The sequence below is a fragment of the Caballeronia sp. 11_S32 genome (genome assembly GCF_056930355.1).
In genome coordinates this window covers 13,172-35,031 of sequence record NZ_JBXOWH010000003.1, presented here as the reverse complement: position 1 = coordinate 35,031, position 21,860 = coordinate 13,172, and the positions used below count along the sequence as shown (strand labels likewise).

At 63.9% G+C, this 21,860-nt stretch carries 21 protein-coding genes; 8 read left to right on the top strand and 13 right to left on the bottom strand.

Annotated elements, in window-relative coordinates; genetic code table 11:
- Positions 1-10 precede the first annotated feature (10 nt).
- The gene (gene hemA / locus AC1Z32_RS11595; protein WP_483478849.1) at positions 11-1,306 is read right to left on the bottom strand and encodes a glutamyl-tRNA reductase; all 1,296 of its coding nucleotides are present in this window, start codon (positions 1,304-1,306) and stop codon (positions 11-13) included.
- Between the two features lie 374 nt (positions 1,307-1,680).
- Between hemA and AC1Z32_RS11590 the strand changes: the two genes are divergently transcribed.
- From AC1Z32_RS11590 to AC1Z32_RS11575, 4 genes are all read left to right on the top strand, one after another.
- Positions 1,681-1,953, top strand: a complete 273-nt coding sequence (locus AC1Z32_RS11590; protein WP_483478848.1) for a hypothetical protein — start codon at positions 1,681-1,683, stop codon at positions 1,951-1,953.
- Between the two features lie 135 nt (positions 1,954-2,088).
- Complete coding sequence (locus AC1Z32_RS11585) at positions 2,089-3,876, top strand: aminopeptidase P family protein (protein WP_483481611.1); 1,788 nt, start codon at positions 2,089-2,091, stop codon at positions 3,874-3,876.
- 10 nt (positions 3,877-3,886) lie between these two features.
- The gene (locus tag AC1Z32_RS11580; RefSeq protein WP_483478847.1) at positions 3,887-4,438 is read left to right on the top strand and encodes an isochorismatase family protein; all 552 of its coding nucleotides are present in this window, start codon (positions 3,887-3,889) and stop codon (positions 4,436-4,438) included.
- Complete coding sequence (locus tag AC1Z32_RS11575) at positions 4,435-5,058, top strand: HAD family hydrolase (protein ID WP_483478846.1); 624 nt, start codon at positions 4,435-4,437, stop codon at positions 5,056-5,058. The genes AC1Z32_RS11580 and AC1Z32_RS11575 overlap by 4 nt, the downstream gene beginning before the upstream one ends.
- A gap of 24 nt (positions 5,059-5,082) precedes the next feature.
- Here AC1Z32_RS11575 and AC1Z32_RS11570 read toward each other — a convergent pair whose 3' ends face one another.
- From AC1Z32_RS11570 to ychF, 4 genes are all read right to left on the bottom strand, one after another.
- Positions 5,083-6,210 (bottom strand): DUF748 domain-containing protein, encoded by a 1,128-nt coding sequence (locus tag AC1Z32_RS11570; protein WP_483478845.1) that lies wholly within the window; start codon positions 6,208-6,210, stop codon positions 5,083-5,085.
- Between the two features lie 151 nt (positions 6,211-6,361).
- A complete protein-coding gene (ettA, locus tag AC1Z32_RS11565) occupies positions 6,362-8,029 on the bottom strand; it encodes an energy-dependent translational throttle protein EttA (protein ID WP_483478844.1) in 1,668 nt (555 codons plus the stop codon).
- A 134-nt stretch (positions 8,030-8,163) separates the two neighbouring features.
- Positions 8,164-8,460: a DUF3761 domain-containing protein gene (locus AC1Z32_RS11560; protein ID WP_483478843.1), complete on the bottom strand. Its 297-nt coding sequence runs from the start codon at positions 8,458-8,460 to the stop codon at positions 8,164-8,166.
- A gap of 167 nt (positions 8,461-8,627) precedes the next feature.
- Complete coding sequence (gene ychF / locus AC1Z32_RS11555) at positions 8,628-9,722, bottom strand: redox-regulated ATPase YchF (RefSeq protein ID WP_483478842.1); 1,095 nt, start codon at positions 9,720-9,722, stop codon at positions 8,628-8,630.
- A 199-nt stretch (positions 9,723-9,921) separates the two neighbouring features.
- Between ychF and AC1Z32_RS11550 the strand changes: the two genes are divergently transcribed.
- The 4 genes from AC1Z32_RS11550 to AC1Z32_RS11535 all read left to right on the top strand — a co-directional run bounded on the left by AC1Z32_RS11550 (position 9,922) and on the right by AC1Z32_RS11535 (position 14,603).
- On the top strand, positions 9,922-11,094 hold the full coding sequence (locus tag AC1Z32_RS11550; RefSeq protein WP_483478841.1) for a UbiH/UbiF family hydroxylase: 1,173 nt from the start codon (positions 9,922-9,924) through the stop codon (positions 11,092-11,094).
- Between the two features lie 65 nt (positions 11,095-11,159).
- Positions 11,160-11,891, top strand: a complete 732-nt coding sequence (locus AC1Z32_RS11545; RefSeq protein WP_483478840.1) for a DsbC family protein — start codon at positions 11,160-11,162, stop codon at positions 11,889-11,891.
- 161 nt (positions 11,892-12,052) lie between these two features.
- Complete coding sequence (locus AC1Z32_RS11540; protein ID WP_483481610.1) at positions 12,053-13,852, top strand: M61 family metallopeptidase; 1,800 nt, start codon at positions 12,053-12,055, stop codon at positions 13,850-13,852.
- Between the two features lie 154 nt (positions 13,853-14,006).
- On the top strand, positions 14,007-14,603 hold the full coding sequence (locus AC1Z32_RS11535; RefSeq protein ID WP_483478839.1) for an FMN-dependent NADH-azoreductase: 597 nt from the start codon (positions 14,007-14,009) through the stop codon (positions 14,601-14,603).
- A 54-nt stretch (positions 14,604-14,657) separates the two neighbouring features.
- On the opposite strand, the gene AC1Z32_RS11530 is transcribed toward AC1Z32_RS11535, so the two are convergent.
- The 8 genes from AC1Z32_RS11530 to rpe all read right to left on the bottom strand — a co-directional run bounded on the left by AC1Z32_RS11530 (position 14,658) and on the right by rpe (position 21,848).
- The gene (locus AC1Z32_RS11530; RefSeq protein ID WP_483478838.1) at positions 14,658-15,443 is read right to left on the bottom strand and encodes a uracil-DNA glycosylase; all 786 of its coding nucleotides are present in this window, start codon (positions 15,441-15,443) and stop codon (positions 14,658-14,660) included.
- 2 nt (positions 15,444-15,445) lie between these two features.
- Positions 15,446-16,093 (bottom strand): CYTH domain-containing protein, encoded by a 648-nt coding sequence (locus AC1Z32_RS11525; RefSeq protein WP_483478837.1) that lies wholly within the window; start codon positions 16,091-16,093, stop codon positions 15,446-15,448.
- A gap of 20 nt (positions 16,094-16,113) precedes the next feature.
- Positions 16,114-16,899 (bottom strand): indole-3-glycerol phosphate synthase TrpC, encoded by a 786-nt coding sequence (trpC, locus tag AC1Z32_RS11520; RefSeq protein WP_483478836.1) that lies wholly within the window; start codon positions 16,897-16,899, stop codon positions 16,114-16,116.
- A gap of 11 nt (positions 16,900-16,910) precedes the next feature.
- Entirely contained in the window at positions 16,911-17,945 is a 1,035-nt protein-coding gene (trpD, locus tag AC1Z32_RS11515) for an anthranilate phosphoribosyltransferase (protein ID WP_062610655.1), read from the bottom strand.
- A 4-nt stretch (positions 17,946-17,949) separates the two neighbouring features.
- The gene (locus AC1Z32_RS11510) at positions 17,950-18,534 is read right to left on the bottom strand and encodes an aminodeoxychorismate/anthranilate synthase component II (protein WP_483478835.1); all 585 of its coding nucleotides are present in this window, start codon (positions 18,532-18,534) and stop codon (positions 17,950-17,952) included.
- Between the two features lie 12 nt (positions 18,535-18,546).
- A complete protein-coding gene (gene trpE / locus AC1Z32_RS11505) occupies positions 18,547-20,043 on the bottom strand; it encodes an anthranilate synthase component I (RefSeq protein ID WP_483478834.1) in 1,497 nt (498 codons plus the stop codon).
- A gap of 372 nt (positions 20,044-20,415) precedes the next feature.
- Complete coding sequence (locus AC1Z32_RS11500; protein ID WP_483478833.1) at positions 20,416-21,156, bottom strand: phosphoglycolate phosphatase; 741 nt, start codon at positions 21,154-21,156, stop codon at positions 20,416-20,418.
- A complete protein-coding gene (gene rpe / locus AC1Z32_RS11495; protein WP_483478832.1) occupies positions 21,153-21,848 on the bottom strand; it encodes a ribulose-phosphate 3-epimerase in 696 nt (231 codons plus the stop codon). The genes AC1Z32_RS11500 and rpe overlap by 4 nt, the downstream gene beginning before the upstream one ends.
- Between the last annotated feature and the right edge of the window lie 12 nt (positions 21,849-21,860).

The window sequence follows — 21,860 nt, the reverse complement described above, 5'->3', positions numbered from 1 at the left end:
GAGAAGGCCGCTAACGTTCCGATGATTCGGACGACGAGCCGTGACGGTAGAAACCGCTCATCAGGTCGATGAGCTGGCCGCGCTCCTCGCGATTCGCGCTGTTGAGCGCGTGCGTCGGGCCGTGAATCAGCTTGTTGGTCAGCGATTGCGAGAGCGCTTCGAGCACCGCGGCGGGATCGTCGCCGCGCGCGAGCATCTTGCGCGCGCGTTCGACTTCGGCGCGGCGCAAGGCGTCCGCCTGCGTATGCATGTGACGAATCACCGGCACGATGCTGCGCGCATCGAGCCACTGCATGAAGTTCTGCACGCGTGTTTCGATGATGGTTTCCGCCTGCGCGACCGCCGCCTGACGCGACGCGTTGCCTTCGCGCACGATCGCGCCGAGATCGTCGACGGTGTACAGGAACACGTCATGCAGATTGCCGACTTCCGGCTCGATATCGCGCGGCACGGCGAGATCGACCATGAAGATAGGACGATGGCGGCGCGCACGCACCGCGCGCTCGACCGCGCCGAGACCGATGATCGGCAGCGTCGACGCCGTGCACGACACGATGATGTCGAACTCGTGCATGCGCGTGGGCAGCTCGGAGAGCGGAATCGCGTGGCCGTTGAAGCGGCCGGCGAGCTTTTCGCCGCGCTCGGCGGTGCGGTTCGCGACGACCAGCTCACGCGGATTCTGCGCGGCGAAATGGGTTGCGCAGAGCTCGATCATTTCGCCCGCGCCGATGAAAAGCACGCGCTGGCTGGAAATGTTTTCGAAGATGCGCTGCGCGAGACGCACGGCCGCCGCGGCCATCGACACCGACTGCGCGCCGATTTCGGTCGTCGTGCGCACTTCCTTCGCGACGGCGAAGGTGCGCTGGAACAGTTGATTCAGATACGTGCCGAGCGCGCCGGCTTCGGATGCGGTGCGCACCGCATCCTTCATTTGTCCGACGATTTGCGTTTCGCCGAGGACCATCGAATCCAGTCCCGACGCGACGCGGAACGCGTGGCGCACGGCTTCGGACTGCGGCAGCGCGTAGACGTGCGGCGCGAGTTCGGGAACGGGGATGCTGTGGTACTTCGAGAGCCACTGGATCGCGGCTTCGCGGGCGGCGGCATCGTCCGTGGCGCAGTAGAGTTCGGTGCGATTGCAAGTCGACAGGATCGCCGCCTCGGGCGATACCTTCGCGAGCGGCCCCAGCCAGATGTCCTTCAGTGCGCCCAGCGCAGGCTTTAGCTGTTCGAGCGGAAACGCCACGCGTTCGCGCAAGGCGACAGGCGCAGTGTGGTGATTGATTCCGATCGTGAGGAGCTGCATTGTTTTGGGCTGATGCTTTGGGCCTAAGCCGATGGCCTTTCAGATAGCCCAATATTATAGCGTTTTGCGCATTTCTTCATTTATAGGTGGCATTTGGGGACGGACAGCGCCGCGGTTGGCTGTCAGGGCCGCCCGGCTTGGCTAAGCGGCCTTTTGGCAGCGGATTCGCGACGCGGCCTATCGCCGCACCGGGCGCTTTTACCGGATTGGGCGGGCGCGAATGCGCAGTCTTGTCATCGCCGAATCCGGCCCCTAAACTCATCCGCTACGCCGGGCGCCGCGCGCCTTTTCATCGACTGAACCGGTTCACGCATGCTCGTCTTACGAAACGCTCGACTCCGCAAGCTATCCAATCCGATGGAGCGGCGCCGCTGATGGGCTGGATCGGGCTGATTTTCCTGGGCGCGGTCATCGGCGCGGCGAGCTGGTGGCTGCATCCGCTGCGCCGCGCTGGACGTGTCGCGCGTGGCCCGGCCGGGCGCATCTGGACGGCCATCGGCGCTGGCATACTGGCGACGATCGTCGCGCGCATGCTCGGCAACCTCCTCGACGTGTATCACGACGGCGATACGCTCGAATGGCTGGCATGCTCCGTCTTCGCGCTCCTCGTCGTGACGACGACGGTCGGGCTGGCGGCGCGCCGCTGAACCTTATCTCCGGCGTGCGGCGGGTGATCCTCGCCGAACGTCGTGCTTTTCGTGCTCTTTGCGCCCTACACGGGCTTTCAAGCAGGTGACTTCATGAACGATCGCATCGCAGATTCCGCCATTCCCGAGCCCGCCATGTTCGCGAGGCGCATCGAGTCGCTGCGCGGCCAGATGGCGCGCGAACAACTCGCCGCCGTGCTCATTCCCTCCGCTGATCCGCATCTTTCCGAATATCTGCCCGAGCGCTGGCAAGGGCGTCAATGGCTTTCCGGCTTCACCGGCTCGGTCGGCACGCTCGTGGTGACAGCGGATTTCGCGGGCGTCTGGGTGGACAGCCGCTACTGGACGCAGGCCGAAGCGCAACTCGCCGGCACCGGCATCGCGCTCATGAAGATGATGGGCGGCCAGCAGACCGCGCCGCACGTCGACTGGCTCGCGGACAACGTGCCCTCGGGCGCGACGGTCGCGGTCGACGGCACGGTGCTCGGCGTCGCGGCGGCGCGCGCATTGTCCGATGCGCTGACCGCGCGCGGCATCGTTTTGCGCACGGATCTCGATCTGCTCGATTCCGTGTGGCCAGCGCGCCCCGGCCTGCCGGAAGCGCCCGTCTACGAGCACGCGGCGCCGCACGCGAGCGTCGCGCGCTCGGACAAGCTCGCGCAAGTGCGCGACGCGATGCGCGTAAAGGGTGCGCAATGGCATTTCGTTTCGACGCTCGACGATCTCGCGTGGATCTTCAACCTGCGCGGCGGCGACGTGAACTACAACCCCGTTTTCGTCGCGCACGCGCTCATCGGGCTGGATGACGCGACGATCTTCGTCGCCGACGGCAAGGTTTCGGCCGCGCTCGTCGAATCGCTCAAGCGCGACAACGTGCGCGTGGCGCCGTACGCCGCCGCGCCCGAAGCGCTCGCGTCGCTGCCCGCGGGCTCGGCGCTCCTGATCGACCCGCGCCGCATCACGCACGGCCTGCTGGAGAAGGTGGCCGGGACGGTGAAGCTCGTCGAGGCGGTGAATCCGTCGACGTTCGCCAAATCGCGCAAGACCGCGGCGGAGGCCGACCACATCCGCGCGACGATGGAGCAGGACGGCGCGGCGCTCGCCGAATTCTTCGCGTGGTTCGAAGAGGCGCTCGGCCGCGAACGCATCACGGAACTCACCATCGACGAAAAGCTCACTGCCGCGCGCGCGCGCCGGCCGGGCTTCGTCACGCTCTCTTTCGGCACGATCGCGGGCTTCAACGCCAACGGCGCGATGCCGCATTACCGCGCGACCGAGGCGTCGCATGCGGTGATCGAAGGGAATGGCTTGCTGCTGATCGATTCGGGCGGCCAGTATCTGAGCGGGACGACGGACATCACGCGCGTCGTGCCGATCGGTGAGATCACGGCGGAGCACAAGCGCGATTTCACGATCGTCCTGAAGGGCACGATGGCGCTGTCGCGCGCACGCTTTCCGCGCGGCATCCGCTCGCCGATGCTCGATTCGATCGCGCGCGCGCCGATCTGGGAAGCGGGCGCGGACTACGGTCACGGCACGGGGCACGGCGTTGGTTACTTCCTGAATGTGCACGAAGGGCCGCAGGTGATCTCGCATTACGCGCCCGCCGAATCGTGGACGGCGATGGAAGAGGGCATGATCACGTCGATCGAGCCGGGTATTTATCGGCCGGGCAAATGGGGCATCCGCATCGAGAATCTCGTGATGAACCAGGCGGCGGGCAAGACCGAATTCGGCGATTTCCTCGAGTTCGAAACGCTGACGCTGTGCCCGATCGATACGCGCTGCATCGACTTGTCGCTGTTGCGGGAGGACGAGCGCGCGTGGCTCAACGCGTATCACGAGACCGTGCGCGCGCGCGTGTCGACGCACGTGTCGGGCAAGGCGCTGGCGTGGCTCGAAGCGCGGACGAAGGCGATTTGACGAGGCCGACATGACCAGAACGGCTGTGATCGTTGTCGATGTTCAGCAGATGTTTTTCGGCGGCGCGAAGCCCGCGTATCGCGCGTCGGAAGTCATAGACGGCATCAATCGGCTGACAGCGGCGGCGCGTCGGGCGAACGCGCCGGTTTTCATCGTTCAGCACGAGAGCGACGCAAACGGGCCGCTCGCACGCGGCTGCGACGCATGGCAGTTGCCTGCCGCGCTCAGTCGCGAGGCGAGCGATTGCGCGGTCCACAAGTCCGTGGGCGACGCGTTCGAGGGCACCGCGCTGGAGAATCGCTTCCGCGACATGGGCGTCGACAGCGTCGTGCTGTGCGGATACGCGACGGAGTTCTGCGTCAATGCAACTGCGCGGCGCGCGGAATTGCTCGGCTTCCGGACGATCGTCGCGTCGGATCTTCATACGACCGCCGATAAAGCTCATCTCGCCGCCGACAAGATCGTCGAGCACCAGAATTTCGTCTGGTCGCATTCATCGATGTCCGGCAAAGGCGTGAAGGTGCTTCCTCTGGCCGACATCATTCAAACGGAGTTTGCATGACCATCAAGGCAGTCGTATTCGATTTCGGCGGCGTGCTGATCGACTGGAATCGCGAATATCTCTACAAACAGCTGATTCCGGACGAAACCGAGCGCCGCTGGTTTCTCGACAACGTCTGCAAGATGGAATGGGTCGTGCAGCAGGACGGCGGGCAATCCATTGCGGAAGGCACCGCCGAGCTGATCGCGCGCCATCCCGAGCACGAAGCGCTGATTCGCGCGTTCTACGCGCGCTGGCCGGAAATGGTGTCGGGCGTGCTGGAAGAGGGCGTCGCGCTCGTGGATCGCCTCGAGGCCGCGAACGTGCCGCTCTTCGGGCTCACGAACTGGTCGGCGGAAACCTTCCCGTACGCGTGGGAGCGTTTCGACGTGCTGCGCAAGTTCAGGGAGATCGTCGTGTCGGGGCGCGTCGGGCTCGTCAAGCCCGATCCGCAAATCTTCGCCTTGATGCGCGCGGAAATCGAGCGGCACATGCCGGGCATTCGGCCGGGCGAGCTCGTGTTCATCGACGACAATCTGAAGAACGCCGAAACCGCGACCGCGCTCGGATGGCACGGTGTCCACTACACCGGCGCGCTGGACACGGAAACGAAGCTGCGCGCATTGAATCTGCCGATCTGACCGTTGTGCCACGAAGGCAACGCGCTACTGCCCCAGCAGATTCTTCAGCGCGTTGCCGATTCCCCTCACCGTATCGCCCGCGCCTCGCGCGACGCCTTCCGCGCTCACGCCGAGCGCCTTTGCGAAGCCGGCCGCGAGCTTCTTCGAGAGACTTTCGCTCAACGAAAACTTCGGATCGCGCAAGTCGCCGTCGAGCACGAAATCGAGCTTGATCTGCTCCTTGCGGTCCTTCAGCGCGGCGATCGCGGCCTTGGTGGGTATCGAAAGAAACGTGTCGAGCGGATTGCCCGTTTCGCTGATTTGCAGGTGATTCAGCGTGAGCGTGCCGGGCGCGTGGATGCGGTAATCCTTGACGGTCGCATCGACGGTCATATCGATCGTGCCGCCCGTCACCGCCGCCTTCGCGCCGGCTTTCTTGAGCAGATACGGATCGAGCGTCGCGACATCGACGTTGCGCAGCGTCGCGCGCGTCTGCGAGTCCTTGTTCGCGATGATCATCCACCCGCCCCACGTCACGTTGCCGGTATGCGACGGCCCTTTGATCGAGCCGGTCATCGAGAGCTCGGTGCGGCTGGTGAGCGCGGGCAGGTGAATATGATCGACGGTCGCGCGCGCATCGCCTATCAGCACGCGATACGGCGGGTCCTGCACGGCGCTGTCGAAGAATTCCATCGAGCCGCGCTCGAACGACACGCGATCGATGATCTTTTCCTCGCGCGCGTGCGCCTCGCGCTCCTTGCTGTCGGGCTTTGCATCGGCTTCGCGCGCGGCTTCCTTGAGTCCCGGTAGAAGGCGCACGCGGCCATCGGCTGAGCGCACGATCGACAGATAGTAGTTGTCGACGCTCACGCTGCGCAGATGAACGGGTTTCGCGATGAGCGAATGCATGTCGACGTCGAGCACGATGCGCTCGGCGCGCATCGCGTCGCTGGCGGGCCAGCCTTGCGGGCCGCGCAGCCGCACGCGCGACAGCGTCACATGACCGAATCCGACGTCGATTTCCTCGACGGAGCCGTTCGGGCCGAGCGTCTCGATGATGCGCTCTTTCATCTGATGCACGACGAACAGCCAGCCGCCGATCGGCACGACCACCAGCACCGCGACGATGCCGATTGCCCAAAGCGCTCCCCGCCGCGCGCTCGATCCCGCCATCTGCGTGTGTCTCCCGTGTCGGCTTATTGAAAAGCGCCGCTCAAAATAGAAAGTGGCGACTGCGCCGTACACAGTCGCCACTTTTGTGCCCGATGTCCGTGCGCGCGCCCGCATACGGGCGCGCTGTATATCATCGGACTTTTTGGCCGCTTTAGCGCGTGATCGGCTTGTAGCGCAGACGCTTCGGCTTCGCGGCTTCTTCGCCCAGGCGCTTGCGCTTGTCGGCCTCGTATTCCTGATAGTTGCCGTCGAAGAACTCGACATGCGAGTCGCCTTCGAACGCGAGGATGTGCGTCGCAATGCGATCGAGGAACCAGCGATCGTGCGAGATCACCATCACGGAGCCGGCGAATTCGAGCAGCGCGTCTTCGAGCGCGCGCAGCGTTTCGACGTCGAGATCGTTCGAGGGCTCGTCGAGCAGCAGCATGTTGCCGCCCGCGATGAGCGTCTTCGCGAGATGCAGACGTCCGCGTTCGCCGCCCGACAGATTGCCGACGAGCTTCTGCTGATCGCTGCCCTTGAAGTTGAAGCGGCCGATATATGCACGCGACGGCGTTTCGTACTTGCCGACCGTGAGGACATCGGCGCCGCCGGAGATTTCCTCGAACACGGTTTTATCGCTGACGAGCGCGTCGCGGCTTTGATCGACATAGGCGAGCTTGACCGTCGGCCCCTTGATGATTTCGCCCGAATCCGGCTGTTCCTTGCCGGTCAGCATGCGAAAGAGCGTCGACTTGCCGGCGCCGTTCGGCCCGATGATGCCGACGATCGCGCCCGCCGGAATCTTCATGCTCAGATTGTCGATGAGCAGGCGGTCGCCATACGCCTTGCTGACGTTCTTGAACTCGATGACTTCGTTGCCCAGACGATCGCCGACCGGAATGAAGATTTCCTGCGTTTCGTTGCGCTTCTGGTATTCCTGGCTGTTGAGTTCCTCGAAGCGCGCAATACGCGCCTTCGATTTCGCCTGGCGGCCCTTCGGGTTCTGGCGCACCCATTCCAGTTCTTTCTTGATCGCTTTCTGACGCGCGGATTCGCTCGCTTCTTCCTGCTTCAGGCGGTCTTCCTTCTGGTCGAGCCAGCTCGAGTAATTGCCCTTCCAGGGAATGCCGTGGCCGCGGTCGAGTTCGAGAATCCATTCGGCGGCGTTATCGAGGAAGTAGCGATCGTGCGTGACCGCGACGACCGTGCCCGGATAGCGCGTGAGGAACTGTTCGAGCCATTCGACGGATTCCGCGTCGAGGTGGTTGGTCGGTTCGTCGAGCAACAGCATGTCGGGCTTTTGCAGCAGCAGCTTGCACAGCGCGACGCGGCGCTTTTCACCGCCCGACAGATGCTCGATCTTCGCGTCCCACGCGGGCAGGCGCAGCGCGTCGGCGGCGACTTCGAGCTGCTGCTCGGGGCTGCCGCCGTCGCTCGTCGCGAGGATGGCTTCGTACTTCGCCTGTTCGGCGGCGAGCTTGTCGAAGTCTGCGTCGGGTTCGGCGTAGGCGGCGTAGATTTCGTCGAGCTTCTTCGTTGCTTCGAAGACGTCGCCGAGACCTTCCTCGACGGCCTGGCGCACGGTCTGCTGCGGATCGAGCTGCGGCTCCTGCGGCAGATAGCCGATGTTCAGATTGGGCATCGGCGTGGCTTCGCCTTCGATATCCTTGTCGACGCCGGCCATGATCTTGATGAGCGTGGACTTGCCCGAGCCGTTCAGGCCGAGCAGACCGATTTTCGCGCCGGGGAAGAACGAGAGGGAAATGTCTTTCAGGATCTGACGCTTCGGCGGGACGATCTTGCCGACGCGGTTCATGGTGAAGACGTATTGGGCCATGTTGTCTGTGATTGCTTGGGTGTTTGGACGCGGTGCGCCTGATTCGGCGCTCGAGGATGTTCGGTGGCGCGGTTTCGCGCGTGCCCGCAGGCGTGCGCGGGGTCACGCGTCATTGTACTTCGCGAGGGAAACCGTCACTGCCAGCTGGCAACGCCGCCATGCCGCGAGCAGGTGCCGCTGTGATGCTGGCTGAAGCTGTAGGAGCCGTCGCGGCATTGGGCGGTCGCGCCTGTGAGGACGGCGCCGGAGCGCGTGTGCGCGGGGGAGTGGACGATGTTGCCGTCGCGGTTGATGTAGTGGTTGTGGGTGTGGAGGTCGGATTCGTCGGGTTGGGGATGGTACTGATAACCGCGATAGGCGAAGGCGCTCGGCGCGCAGATCATGCTCGTCGCAACGAGCGCAGTGACCGCGAACGCGCGCAACGCGCTCATCGGCGTATGTCTCTTCATCTTGTTGTTCTCTCGTTGTTGTTATCGTGCGCGCATCGATGAACATCCCTCGGGCGATGCGCGCTGCCTCGTCCGTCCAAGAAAAAAGCGGAGTCCCTTTATCGGGTACTCCGCTTTGCGAGGCAAGCAGCTCTGACAGTTCTTGACGCTTACACGTTGAACAGGAAGTTCATGACATCCCCATCGTGGACGATGTATTCCTTCCCTTCCGCCCGCATCTTCCCGGCTTCCTTCGCGCCTTGCTCGCCCTTATAAGCGACATAGTCATCGAACGAAATCGTCTGCGCGCGAATGAACCCGCGCTCGAAATCCGTGTGAATCGCGCCCGCCGCCTGCGGCGCCGTATCGCCGATATGAATCGTCCACGCGCGCACTTCCTTCACGCCCGCCGTGAAATACGTCTGCAAGCCGAGCAGCTTGAAACCCGCACGAATCACGCGATTCAAACCCGGCTCGTTCATGCCCATATCGGCAAGGAACTCCTGCTTGTCGGCATCATCGAGATCCGCGATTTCCGCTTCGATCGCCGCGCACACCGCGACCACCGGCGAGTTTTCCGCTTCCGCGTGCTTGCGCACCGCGTCGAGATACGGATTGTTTTCGAAGCCGTCGTCCTTCACGTTTGCAACGTACATCGTCGGCTTCGACGTGATCAGGCACAGTGGCTTGATGGTGAGCTGCTCTTCGTCGGTCAGCGTCAGACCGCGCACCGGCTTCGCCTGATCGAGCTGCGCGCGCACCTTCTCGAGCACGGCGACGAGCTTCGCCGCTTCCTTGTCGTTGCCCGACTTCGCCGCCTTCGAATAGCGCGTGTATGCCTTTTCCACCGTCGCCAGATCGGCCAGCGCGAGTTCGGTGTTGATGACTTCGATATCCGCGATCGGGTCGATCTTGCCCGCCACGTGGATCACGTTCTCGTCCTCGAAGCAGCGCACGACGTGCGTGATCGCGTCCGTTTCGCGGATGTTCGCGAGGAACTGGTTGCCGAGGCCTTCGCCCTTCGACGCGCCAGCGACGAGACCCGCGATATCGACGAATTCGACCACCGCCGGCAGGATGCGCTCGGGCTTCACGATCTCGGCGAGCGCCGTGAGGCGCGCGTCCGGCACTTCGACCACGCCGACGTTCGGCTCGATCGTGCAGAACGGATAGTTCTCGGCGGCAATGCCCGCCTTGGTCAACGCATTGAAAAGTGTGGACTTGCCGACATTAGGCAAGCCGACGATGCCGCATTGGAGGCTCATGGAATCCTTCGAACTGGTGAGACGGCGCGGGCCGCGCAGGTTTCGTCAAAAATGGTGCGCAATGGGCCGGCAAAACTTTCGCCCATGCGGCGGCCGCGTCCGGCGGCCAGGCAAACCGCTATTGTACCGCCGCGCCGATGCGCACAAGCGGCGCCCGCGCCCGTGAAACCGGTTCGAACCCCACGGCTATAATGCCCGCATGACTCCGCATTCCCTTAAATTTCACGCTGTCGTCGTCGGCGGCGGGCTCGTCGGCAAGACAGCCGCGCTCGCGCTCGCCCAATCCGGCCTGCGCACCGCGCTCATCGCGCCGCGCGCCGCGGGCCTGCCACCGGGCGCCGCGTTCGATTCGCGCATCTACGCGCTGTCGTCGAGCTCGCAGACGCTGCTGGAACGCTTGCGCGTCTGGCAGGCGCTCGATCGTGCGCGTCTCGGCCCCGTCTTCGACATGCGCGTTTTCGGCGATGCGCACGCGGAACTGCACTTTTCGGCGTTCCAGGCGTCGGTGCCGCAGCTCGCGTGGATCGTGGAATCGTCGCTGATCGAGCAATCGCTCGATTCCGCGCTGCGCTTTCAGCCGAGCCTGTCATGGTTCGAGTCGCGCGCGCAGGGCATGACGGTCGAGGCGGACGCGGCGCACGTCGCGCTCGCGAGCGGCGAAATGCTCGAAACGGATCTGATCGTCGGCGCAGACGGCGCGCATTCGTGGGTCCGCGCGCAGATGGGCGCGAAGATGAATCGCCGCGATTACCGGCAAACGGGCGTCGTCGCCAATTTCAAGTGCGAGCGGCCGCACGGCGAGACGGCGTATCAATGGTTCCGCGACACTGAAATCATCGCGCTCCTGCCGCTGCCGGGCGAACACGTGTCGCTTGTCTGGTCCGCGCGCACGGAGCACGCCGACGAACTGCTCGCGCTCGATCCGGCCCAGCTCGCCGCGCAAGTCGAACAGGCCACGCAAAACCTGCTCGGCACGCTCGATTGCGTGACGCCCGCGCAAGGTTTCCCGCTCGGATTGCAGACGGTCGACCGGCTGATCGCGCCGCGCGTCGCGCTCGTCGGCGATGCCGCGCATCTGATTCACCCGCTCGCGGGGCAAGGCATGAACCTCGGCCTGCGCGACGTGGCCGCGCTCGCGGATGTCATCGCGAACAAGGAGTCGTTCCGCGATCTCGGCGATCCGATTCTGCTGCGCCGCTATGAACGCGCGCGCCGCGAAGACATCCAGAAGCTCATGTTCGCAACCGATGGCCTGCAACGGCTCTTCTCCGTGCCGGGCACGCTCGCGCGCGCGGTCCGCAACACCGGCATGGCGTTCGTCGGCGCGCAGCCGCTTGTCAAGCGCTGGCTCGTGTCGGCCGCGCTCGGTTGAAAAAGTCCATTGATATCCACACGGGCGATGCTCGCGCTACGCTCAGGCGACTCACAGGAAACCGCATGAAAACCACTCTTCGATTTGCACTCGCGACGGCCGCGGCGCTCGCCATGACGCTCGGTATCGGCTGTTCCGCGCAGGCCGATCAAACCACGGACAAGATCAAGGCGGCGCTCGAATCGCGCATGGGCGATGCGACCATCAAGAGCATCGAGAAGACGCCCGTACCCGGTCTCTACGAAGTGAACCTTGGCTCGCAGATCGTCTATAGCGATGCGACCGGCAACTACGTGCTGATCGGCGATCTCGTCGACACGCGCACCAGCAAGAATCTCACCGAGGCGCGCCTCTCTGAAACCAACAAGATCGATTTCGCGAAGCTGCCGTTCGAGAACGCGGTGAAAGTGGTGAAGGGCAACGGCAGCCGCAAGATCGCCGTGTTCTCGGATCCGAACTGCCCGTACTGCAAGCAGCTCGAATCAACGCTGAAGTCCGTCGACAACGTGACGGTCTACACCTTCCTGTTCCCGGTTCTTTCGCCCGATTCGACAGCGAAGTCCAAGTCGATCTGGTGCTCGAAAGACCGCGGCACGACATGGGAAGGCTGGATGCTCGATCACAAGGCGCCGACTACCGCCGGCACGTGCGATACGACCGCCATCGACAAGAATCTGAAGCTCGGCCGCTCGATGAATGTCACCGGCACGCCGACCGTGTTCCTCGCCGATGGCCGGCGTCTGCCGGGCGCGATGTCCGCCGACCGGCTCGAAAAGGAAATGTCCGCCGCGCGCTGAGGCACGGCGCGAAATGATGAAGGGAGGCGCGTCATGCGCCTCCTGTGTTTTTACGGCCTTGTTTTTGCGAACGCGCAGCGTACTGAAACAAGGCTCCGGGCGAACTCATGTGCGCCCAGAACAAGAACAAGGACATCGAGATGACTACGCTCATGCAAACGGTGCAGCCCGTCCGCTACCGCATCGTGCCGAAAAACCCTGCCGCGCATCTCTTCGAAGTGACGCTGACGGTCGCCGAGCCCGATCCCGCGGGCCAGCGCTTCATGCTGCCGGTCTGGATTCCCGGCAGCTACATGATCCGCGAGTTCGCGCGCAATATCGTGACGCTGCAGGCGTTCAACGCGGCGGGCCGCAAGGTCGCCATCGAAAAAATCGACAAGCACGCGTGGCAGGCCGCGCCGGTCGACGGCCCGATCACGCTGCGCTACGAAGTCTATGCGTGGGACATGTCGGTGCGCGCTGCGCATCTCGACGACACCGTCGGCTTCTTCAACGGTACGAGCACGTTCCTCGCCGTGGAAGGGCAGTCGAGCGCGCCTTGCATCGTCGATATCGAACCGCCGCAGGGCGGCGCGTACCGCAACTGGCGCGTCGCGACGGCGCTTGCCGAGGCGCGCGGCACGAAACGCTATGGCTTCGGCGCCTATGAAGCGGCGAACTACGACGAGCTCGTCGATCATCCCGTCACGCTCGGCGAATTCGCGCTCGGCAGCTTCACCGCGCACGGCGTGAAGCACGACATCGTGATTTCGGGGCGCGTCGTCAATCTCGACATGAACCGGCTCGCGGCGGACCTGAAGCGCGTGTGCGAAGCGCAGATCGCGCTCTTCGAGCCGCGCACGAAAAAGGCGCCGATGGACCGCTACGTGTTCATGACCGTCGCCGTCAGCGATGGTTACGGCGGGCTCGAACATCGCGCATCGACCGCGCTGATCTGCAACCGCACGGACCTTCCGGTGCAGGGCCGCCCCGAAATGACCGACGGCTATCGCACGTACCTCGGCCTGTGCAGCCACGAGTATTTCCATACGTGGAACGTGAAGCGGATCAAGCCGGCGGTGTTCGCGCCGTATGATCTGTCGCAGGAAAATTACACGTCGCTGCTGTGGCTCTTCGAGGGCTTCACGTCCTACTACGACGATCTGATGCTCGTGCGCAGCGGCCTCATTTCCACGGGCGATTACTTCAGCCTGCTCGGCAAGACCATCGGCGGCGTGCTGCGTGGGTCGGGGCGTTTCAGGCAAACCGTCGCGCAAAGCTCGTTCGACGCATGGGTGAAGTACTACCGCGCCGATGAAAACGCGCCGAACGCGATCGTCAGCTATTACCAGAAGGGCTCGCTCGTCGCGCTGGCGTTCGATCTGTCGATCCGAGCGCAAACCGGCAACCGCAAATCGCTCGACGACGTGATGCGCCTCTTGTGGCAACGCTACGGCCGCGATTTCTACAACGGCAAGGCGCGCGGCATTCTGGAGGAAGAGGTCGAGGCGCTTTTCGCCGAAGCGACCGGCGCGGACCTGCGCGCGCTGTTCCGCGACGGCGTGCGCGGCACGCGCGATCTGCCGCTCGACGCGTTGTTCGAGCCGTTCGGCATCGCGCTCGCGCCCGATTTGCCGGGCAACGGCGCGTCGGTGAAGCCGTCGCTCGGCGCGCGCGTGCGCGGCGGCGCGGATTGCGCGCTCGCCGTCGTCCATGAGGGCAGCGCGGCGCAGAAAGCGGGTTTGTCGGCGGGCGACGTGCTCGTGGCCATCGACGGGCTGCGCGTCACCGGCTCGAATCTCGACGCGCTGCTGTCGCGCTATCTGCCGGGCGCGAAGGTGGAAGTGCACGCGTTCCGCCGCGACGAACTGCGCCGCACCGAGCTGAAGCTCGACGGACCGGAAGTCGCGCGCTACGTGCTGACAGCCGCCGACGGACGCGGGCCGTCGAAGCAATGGCGCGAGCGCTGGCTGAAAGGCTGAGTTCAGACGAAAGCCGGGCGCGTTCGGATTGTTCCACCGATGCAACGATCCTTCACGACCGCACGGCTTTTTCCCGAGCGCCGAAAAACGAAGAATGCTTCCTAAGCCGGACGCCCAAGGCGCCCGAAACCCGACTAAGGAACAGGAAGCCATCATGACGACGATTCTGCAAATCAACTCCGCCGCCCGCTCGCAAGGTGCTCAATCGACGCTGCTCGCGGACGAACTGACCGCGAAGCTGCAACAAAGCAATCCGGGCGCGAACGTGGTCGTGCGCAATCTGCTGGCCGAAGGCCTGCCGCATCTCGACGACGCCACGCTCGGCGCGTTCTTCACGCCCGCCGATCAACGCAGCGCGGAACAAGCCGCCATCAACGCGAAGAGCGAAGCGCTGATCGCCGAGCTGCAAGCGGCCGATATCGTCGTGATCGCGGCGCCGCTGTACAACTTCGGCGTGTCGTCGCAACTGAAGGCGTATTTCGACTGGATCGCGCGTGCCGGCATCACGTTCCGCTACACCGCGAACGGTCCGGAAGGGCTGGTCAAGGGCAAGAAGGTGTATGTCGTGTCGGCGCGTGGCGGCAAGTATGTCGGCACCCCGCACGATTCGCAGACGCCGTACCTCACGTCGTTCCTCGGCTTCCTCGGCATGACCGACGTGAACTTCATCTACGCCGAAGGCCTGAACATGGGGCCGGAAGCCGCCGGCGCGGCGCTGGCGTCGGCGCGTGAGGCGATTGCCGCGCTGTAAGCTTCTCTGCCGGAATGAAAAAACCCGCCGGGTCTCGGACCTCGGCGGGTTTTTTTACGCCAGCAATTCCGGCTCGACAGGCAAGCGCCAGTCGATCGGCGCGCGGCCGTGCTTCGCCAGATATTCGTTGGCGAGCGAGAAATGCCCGCAGCCGAAAAATCCGCGATACGCCGACAACGGCGAAGGATGCGCCGCCTCCAGCACGCAATGCGACTTCGCCGTGCCTTCGATCAGACCGCGCTTTGCCTGCGCGTGCGCGCCCCACAGCATGAACACGAGCCCGTCGTGACGCTGCGCCATTTCGTGGATCAGCGTATCGGTGCATTGCTCCCAGCCGCGCTTCGCGTGACTGCCGGCCTTATCGCGTTCGACGGTCAGCGACGTGTTCAGCAGCAGCACGCCTTGCTTCGCCCAGGAGTCAAGGCAACCGTGCGCGGGCGCGGGAAAGCCGAGGCTCGCGTGGATTTCCTTGAAGATGTTGCGCAACGAAGGCGGCGGGCGCACCGGCGCGGGCACCGAAAACGCGAGGCCGTGCGCTTGCGGCGCGCCCTTGTCCTCGCCGTGATACGGATCCTGGCCGAGAATCACGACTTTCACGTCGGCCGGGCTCGTGAGACGCAGCGCGCGGAAGACATCGGCGGGGTAGACGGTCTTGCCGGCGGCGCGCTCGGCATCGACGAACGCGCACAGCGCCGCATAGTGCTTGCCGTCGATGAACGGCTTCAGATGCTTGCGCCAGTCGGCGGGCAGCGCGTCGAACTGGCTTTCGAGCGTCGTGAGCGTCGAGTTCGGCTCCGCCGCGGATTCGGTGTCGGTGAAAAGGGAAGTCTGTCGGGTCATGCTCAGGCGTTGCGATTCTTGCTTTCGGGCTGCGCGCGCAGCAGATAGCCGCGCTGCGCCTTGCTCTGGTCTTCGGGAACGAGTTCGGGAAACGCGCCGCGCAACTCCGCGGCGAGCATCGAAAGCGCGCTTTCTTCACCGGATTTCAGTTCCAGTTCGAGTTCGCTGATTTCCGCGCGACGCGTCTTGCCATCGACATCCGCCGTGATTTCGCCGAGATCCAGCGCCACTTCGATCTGCGAGCCCTCGCGCTCGATGTCCCACACGAGCCGCTTGAAGTCCGTCTTGAAGAGCGCGATCAGATCGGACGCGGCGCGCTCCAGCGCCTCGCGCGCGGCGTCGTTGTCGCAGGCCGCGAGCAGTGCGTCGATTTCGAGCGCCTCGCCCGCGACCGGCAATTCCCATTCGTGGCGGTTGCTCAAACCGGCGACCGCTTTCCCTAGCGTCTTGTAAGTCTGCAGCCATTGTTCGGGCGTGCGGCGCAGACGCAGCGCGGATTTTGCCTTCGCGAGCGCGCAGTCCGGCGTGTCGAAATAGACGTTGGCGAGCGCGATAGGCTTGCCCGCGCCGGTGCGTTCGTCGAAGAAGCGCGCGACGTCGTCGTGCTGCGACGGCGCGAGCGCGAGTTTCAGTTCACGTTCGATGCCCATGCGGCTCCTGTCCGGTGAAATCAGAAGAACATGCGCGCGAGTTCGGCGCCCGGATCGTCGGCGCGCATGAACGCTTCGCCGACGAGGAACGTATGCACGCGCATCGCGCGCAGCCGGTCGACATCGACACGCGAAAGAATGCCCGACTCCGTCACGACGATGCGGTCGTCCGGCACCTGTTCCAGCATGCCGATGGTCGTGTCGATCGTCGTCTCGAAGGTGCGCAGATTGCGGTTGTTGATGCCGATGAGCGGCGTCTTCAGCGTGAGCGCGTCGCGCAGTTCGTCGGCGTCGTGCACTTCGACGAGCACCGCGAGCCCGAGCGAATGCGCGTACGCTTCGAGATCCTGCATCTGCGAGAGCTCGAGCGCGGCGGCGATCAGAAGGATGCAGTCCGCGCCCATCGCGCGCGCTTCGATGATCTGATACGGATCGATGATGAAGTCCTTGCGCAGCACCGGCAGGCTGCACGCGGCGCGCGCTTCCTCCAGATACGCGACGCTGCCCTTGAAGAACTGGACGTCGGTGAGCACCGAAAGACACGCAGCGCCGCCTTTTTCGTACGAGCGCGCGATATCGGCGGGCACGAAGTGTTCACGCAGCACGCCTTTCGACGGGCTCGCCTTCTTCACCTCGGCGATCACGGCGGCCTGGCCGGCCGCATGCTTCGCCCGCAACGCGCCGACGAAATCGCGCAGATCGCGCGAACTGGCTTCGAGCTTCAGCTCTTCGAGCGGCGCGCTTTGTTCGGCTGCGCGAATTTCCTCGCGCTTGACCGCGATGATGCGATCCAGAATGTCACTCATGTTGGCTTCCGTTATTTCTTCGCGAACTGCTGCGTGAATTTCACGAGCGCTTCGATTTTCTCGCGCGCCGCGCCGCTTTCGATCGCCTCGCGCGCGGCGGCCATGCCCGCTTCGATCGAATCGACGACATCCGCAGCATAAAGCGCGGTGCCCGCATTCATTGTGACGATCTCGCGCGCGACGCCCGCTTTGTTGTTCAGCGCGCCGAGCAGCATCGCCTTCGATTCCTGCGCGTCCTGCACTTTCAGCGTGCGGTTCGACACCATCTGCAGGCCGAAGTCCTCGGGATGAATCTCGTACTCGGTCACTTCGCCGTGCTTCAGTTCGCCGACTTTGGTCGCCGCGCCGAGCGAGACTTCGTCCATGCCGTCCTTGCCGTACACGACGAGCACGTGCTTCGCGCCGAGGCGCTGCATCACGCGCACCTGAATACCGACGAGGTCCTCATGGAACACGCCCTGGAGCTGATTCGGCGCGCCGGCCGGATTCGTCAGCGGCCCGAGAATATTGAAGATGGTTCGCACGCCGAGCTCGCGGCGCACGGGCGCGATGTTCTTCATCGCCGGATGATGATTCGGCGCGAACATGAAGCCCATGCCGGTTTCGGCAATCGACGCGGCCACTTGTTCCGGTGTCAGATCGATGTTGACGCCGAGCGCTTCGAGCACGTCCGCGCTGCCCGATTTGCTCGACACGCCGCGGTTGCCGTGCTTCGCGACCTTCGCGCCCGCCGCCGCCGACACGAACATCGACGCGGTGGAGATGTTGAACGTGTGCGAGCCGTCGCCGCCCGTGCCGACGATATCGACGAAATTCGAGTTGTCCTCGACTTCGACGTGATTCGCGAACTCGCGCATGACGGTCGCGGCAGCGGTGATTTCGCCGATGGTTTCCTTCTTCACGCGCAAGCCGGTGATGATCGCGGCGGCCATGACGGGCGACATCTCGCCGCGCATGATCTGGCGCATCAGATGCAGCATTTCGTCGTGGAAGATCTCGCGATGCTCGATCGTGCGCTGCAGCGCTTCTTGTGCGGTGATGGTCATGTTCTCAGGCCCGCTTGCCGGTCGAAGTGTTCTTGATGAAATTTTCGAGCAGCGCATGGCCGTGCTCGGAAAGAATCGATTCGGGATGGAACTGCACGCCTTCGACCGCCAGTTCCTTGTGGCGCACACCCATGATTTCACCGTCAGGCGTCCAGGCCGACACTTCCAGACAGTCGGGCAAAGATTCGCGTTCGATTGCCAGCGAGTGATAGCGCGTCACGTTGAAGTGTTTCGGCAGATCGGCGAACACGCCTTTACAGTCTGTTTCGATCTGACTCACCTTGCCGTGCATGATGGTCTGCGCGCGCACGACGCGTCCGCCGAACGCCTCGCCGATCGCCTGGTGGCCGAGGCAGACGCCGAGAATCGGCAGCTTGCCGGAGAATTGGCGCAGCACGTCGAGCGTGATGCCCGCGTGCTGCGGGTTGCTCGGTCCCGGCGAGAGGCAGATGCGCTCGGGATTGAGCTTCGCGATTTCATCGAGCGTGATTTCGTCGTTGCGATAGGTGCGCACGTCCTCGCCGAGTTCGCCGAAGTACTGGACCAGGTTATAGGTGAACGAATCGTAGTTGTCGATCATCAGCAGCATGGTCTTGTCTCCTCAGAAGTCGCTGTCGAGGCCGTCTTGCACTTGCTCGGCGGCGCGCAGCACGGCGCGCGCCTTGTTCTCCGTCTCTTGCCATTCGGATTCCGGCACCGAATCCGCGACGACGCCCGCAGCCGCCTGAACATAGAGATTGCCCTTGTGGATGAGGCCAGTGCGGATCGCGATGGCCAGATCCATTTCGCCGCTGAAGGAGAGATAGCCGACTGCACCGCCGTACAGGCCGCGTTTGATCGGCTCCAGTTCGTCGATGAGCTCCATCGCGCGGACCTTCGGCGCGCCGGAGAGCGTGCCCGCCGGGAACGTGGCGCGCAGCACGTCGAAGTTGTTCATGCCTTCCTTGAGCTTGCCTTCGACCGAACTCACGATGTGCTGCACGTGCGAGTACTTCTCGATGACCAGCTTGTCCGTCACCGCGACCGAACCCGTCTGCGCGATGCGGCCGACGTCGTTGCGCGCGAGGTCGATCAGCATCACGTGCTCGGCGACTTCCTTCGGATCGTTCAGCAGTTCGGTGGCGAGCTCGGCGTCGCGCTCGGGGGTGTTGCCGCGCGGCCGCGTGCCGGCGAGCGGGCGAATCGTGACGATGCGATCGTCCGCGCGCCTTTCCTGACGCACGAGAATTTCCGGCGACGCGCCGACTACATGCACTTCGCCGCCGAAGTTGTAGTAGTACATGTACGGCGACGGATTCAGCGAACGCAGCGCGCGATACAGCGAAAGCGGGTTATCGCGGAACGGCTTGATGAGGCGCTGGCCGACCTGCACCTGCATCAATTCGCCCGCCGCTATGTATTCCTTGGCTTTGCGCACCGCGTTCAGGTAGTCGTCTTTCTTGAACTCGCGGAAGGTTTCGGTGCGCACGCTCGATGACGTCACCGGCGGCTGCACCGTCACGCGCAGACGCGCACGCAGTTCGCGCAGCCGATGCTTCGCCTTCGCATAGGCTTCGGGTCGGGTCGGATCGGCGTAGACGATCAGATAGAGCTTGCCCGCGAGGTTGTCGATGACGGCGACTTCTTCCGTCAGCAGCAGTTGAATGTCGGGGAGATTGAGATCGTCGGGCGGCGCGCTGTGCGCGAGCTTCTTCTCGATGTAGCGCACCGCGTCATAGCCGAAGTAACCGGCGAGACCGCCGCAAAAGCGCGGCAATCCCGGCCGCGTCGCGACCTTGAAGCGCTTCTGATATTGCTCGATGAACGCGAGCGGATCGCCTTCGTCCGTTTCGACGACATTGCCGTCGGTGATGACTTGCGACTTGCCGTTCTGCACGCTCACGGTCGTGCGAGCCGGCAGGCCGATGAACGAATAGCGCCCGAAGCGCTCGCCGCCCACGACGGATTCCAGCAGGAACGAGTTTGCGCCGTTGCGCTCGGTCTGCGCGAGCTTGAGATAGAGCGAGAGTGGCGTTTCGAGGTCGGCGAGGGCTTCGGCGATGAGCGGAATGCGGTTATAGCCTTCGTTCGCCAGCGATTGGAATTCGAGTTCGGTCATGTTGCGATCCTTGAGCGACGCGCGCTTTCAGGGTAGCGCGGCATCGGGGAGTGCAGGGCGCTGCGGACGGTCGAATCTCGTGATGATCGCATACGGCGGTCCGGCCGCTTCGAATTACTGAAGCGGAGCGGACGACTCGCGCGGCACTACACGACGCGTGCCTGAGCGAGGCTCGATATACGACGAATCAACGGAAACGGCGCAGGGTTGCGCAGCGAAACAAAAAACGGATGCTGAAGCGGATGAAGCACGACGCGATATGGCTTCAGCGTACCTCGGGCGAGGTTAGCGCGACCAGCGACGCCAGGGCCAGGCTCCCCGGTCGATGCTGCTCAGACTCCGTTTTCTGTTGAGAAACATGAATGGATGGACTTATTCAGTCAGTGTGGTGTCAGGCGGCGCCAAAGTGGCGGCGATCGCCAGTGCTGCCGTGCGCAGCGAGGAAACTATACCATCGGATTTCACCGACTGTACAGGCTTCCCATGGTTGTAGCCGTACGGAACGGTCAAGGTCGCGAGGCCGGCGGCGCGGCCCGCGAGCGCATCGTTCTCCGAATCGCCGACCGCGACGGTCTCGCGCGGCAAGACGTCCAGTCGTTCGCATGCGGTGAGCATAGGCAGGGGATCGGGCTTTTTCGCGGGCAGGGAATCGCCACCGAGAATCACCTTGAAGAAATCCGCGATGCCGAAGTGCGCGAGCAACTCGACGGCGAATCGATGCGGCTTGTTGGTCACGCACGCGAGCGCAATGCCGCTCTCGCGCAGCGCTTGCAGGCCTTCCTTCACTTCGGGGAAGAGCGTCGAATGCTTGCCGTTGACCTTCGCGTATTCGCTTTGATAGATCGCGAGCGCGTCGTCGAATTGCGCGGCCGCCTGCGACGGCGACAGCCGCACCGCAAGCACGCTGCGGATCAGATTCTCCGATCCCTTGCCCACATAGTCCGTGACTTCATCGCGCGTGACCGGCTGCTCGATGCCGATGCGCGCGAGCATCGCGTTCAACGCGGCGACGAAATCGTCCGCGGTGTCGACCATGGTGCCGTCGAGGTCGATGATGGCCGCGCGAATCGGACGATTCACGAAAGGCGTCTGCGCCGCTGTGATCTCGCTCATGCTTTCGCTCCCGCTTCGGCCTTCGCCAGTTCCGCACGCATTGCGTCGATCACCTGCTTGTAGTCGGGCTTGCCGAAAATGGCCGAGCCCGCGACGAACGAGTCCGCGCCGGCCGCCGCAATTTCCGCGATGTTGTCGATCTTCACGCCGCCGTCCACTTCGAGATGGATCTCGCGGCCCGTGCGATCGCGATAAGCATCGATGCGCGTGCGCGCTTCTCTCAGCTTGTTGAGCGCTTCGGGAATGAAGGACTGTCCGCCGAAGCCCGGATTGACCGACATGATCAGGACGAGATCGATCTTGTCCATCACGTGATCGAGGTAATTGAGCGGCGTCGCGGGGTTGAAGACGAGGCCCGCCTTGCAGCCGTGATCGCGGATCAGCGACAGCGTACGGTCGATGTGATCCGAACCTTCCGGATGGAAACTGATCACATTGGCGCCGGCCTTCGCGAAATCGGGCACGATGCGGTCGACCGGGCGCACCATCAGATGCACGTCGATAGGCACATCCACGTGCGGGCGGATGGCTTCGCACACCAACGGGCCGATCGTCAGATTCGGCACGTAGTGGTTGTCCATGACGTCGAAGTGGATCCAGTCGGCACCGGCGGCGACGACGTTGCGGACTTCCTCGCCGAGGCGGGCGAAGTCGGCGGACAGGATGCTGGGAGCGATATGAAATTGCGCCATGGACGTATGCGG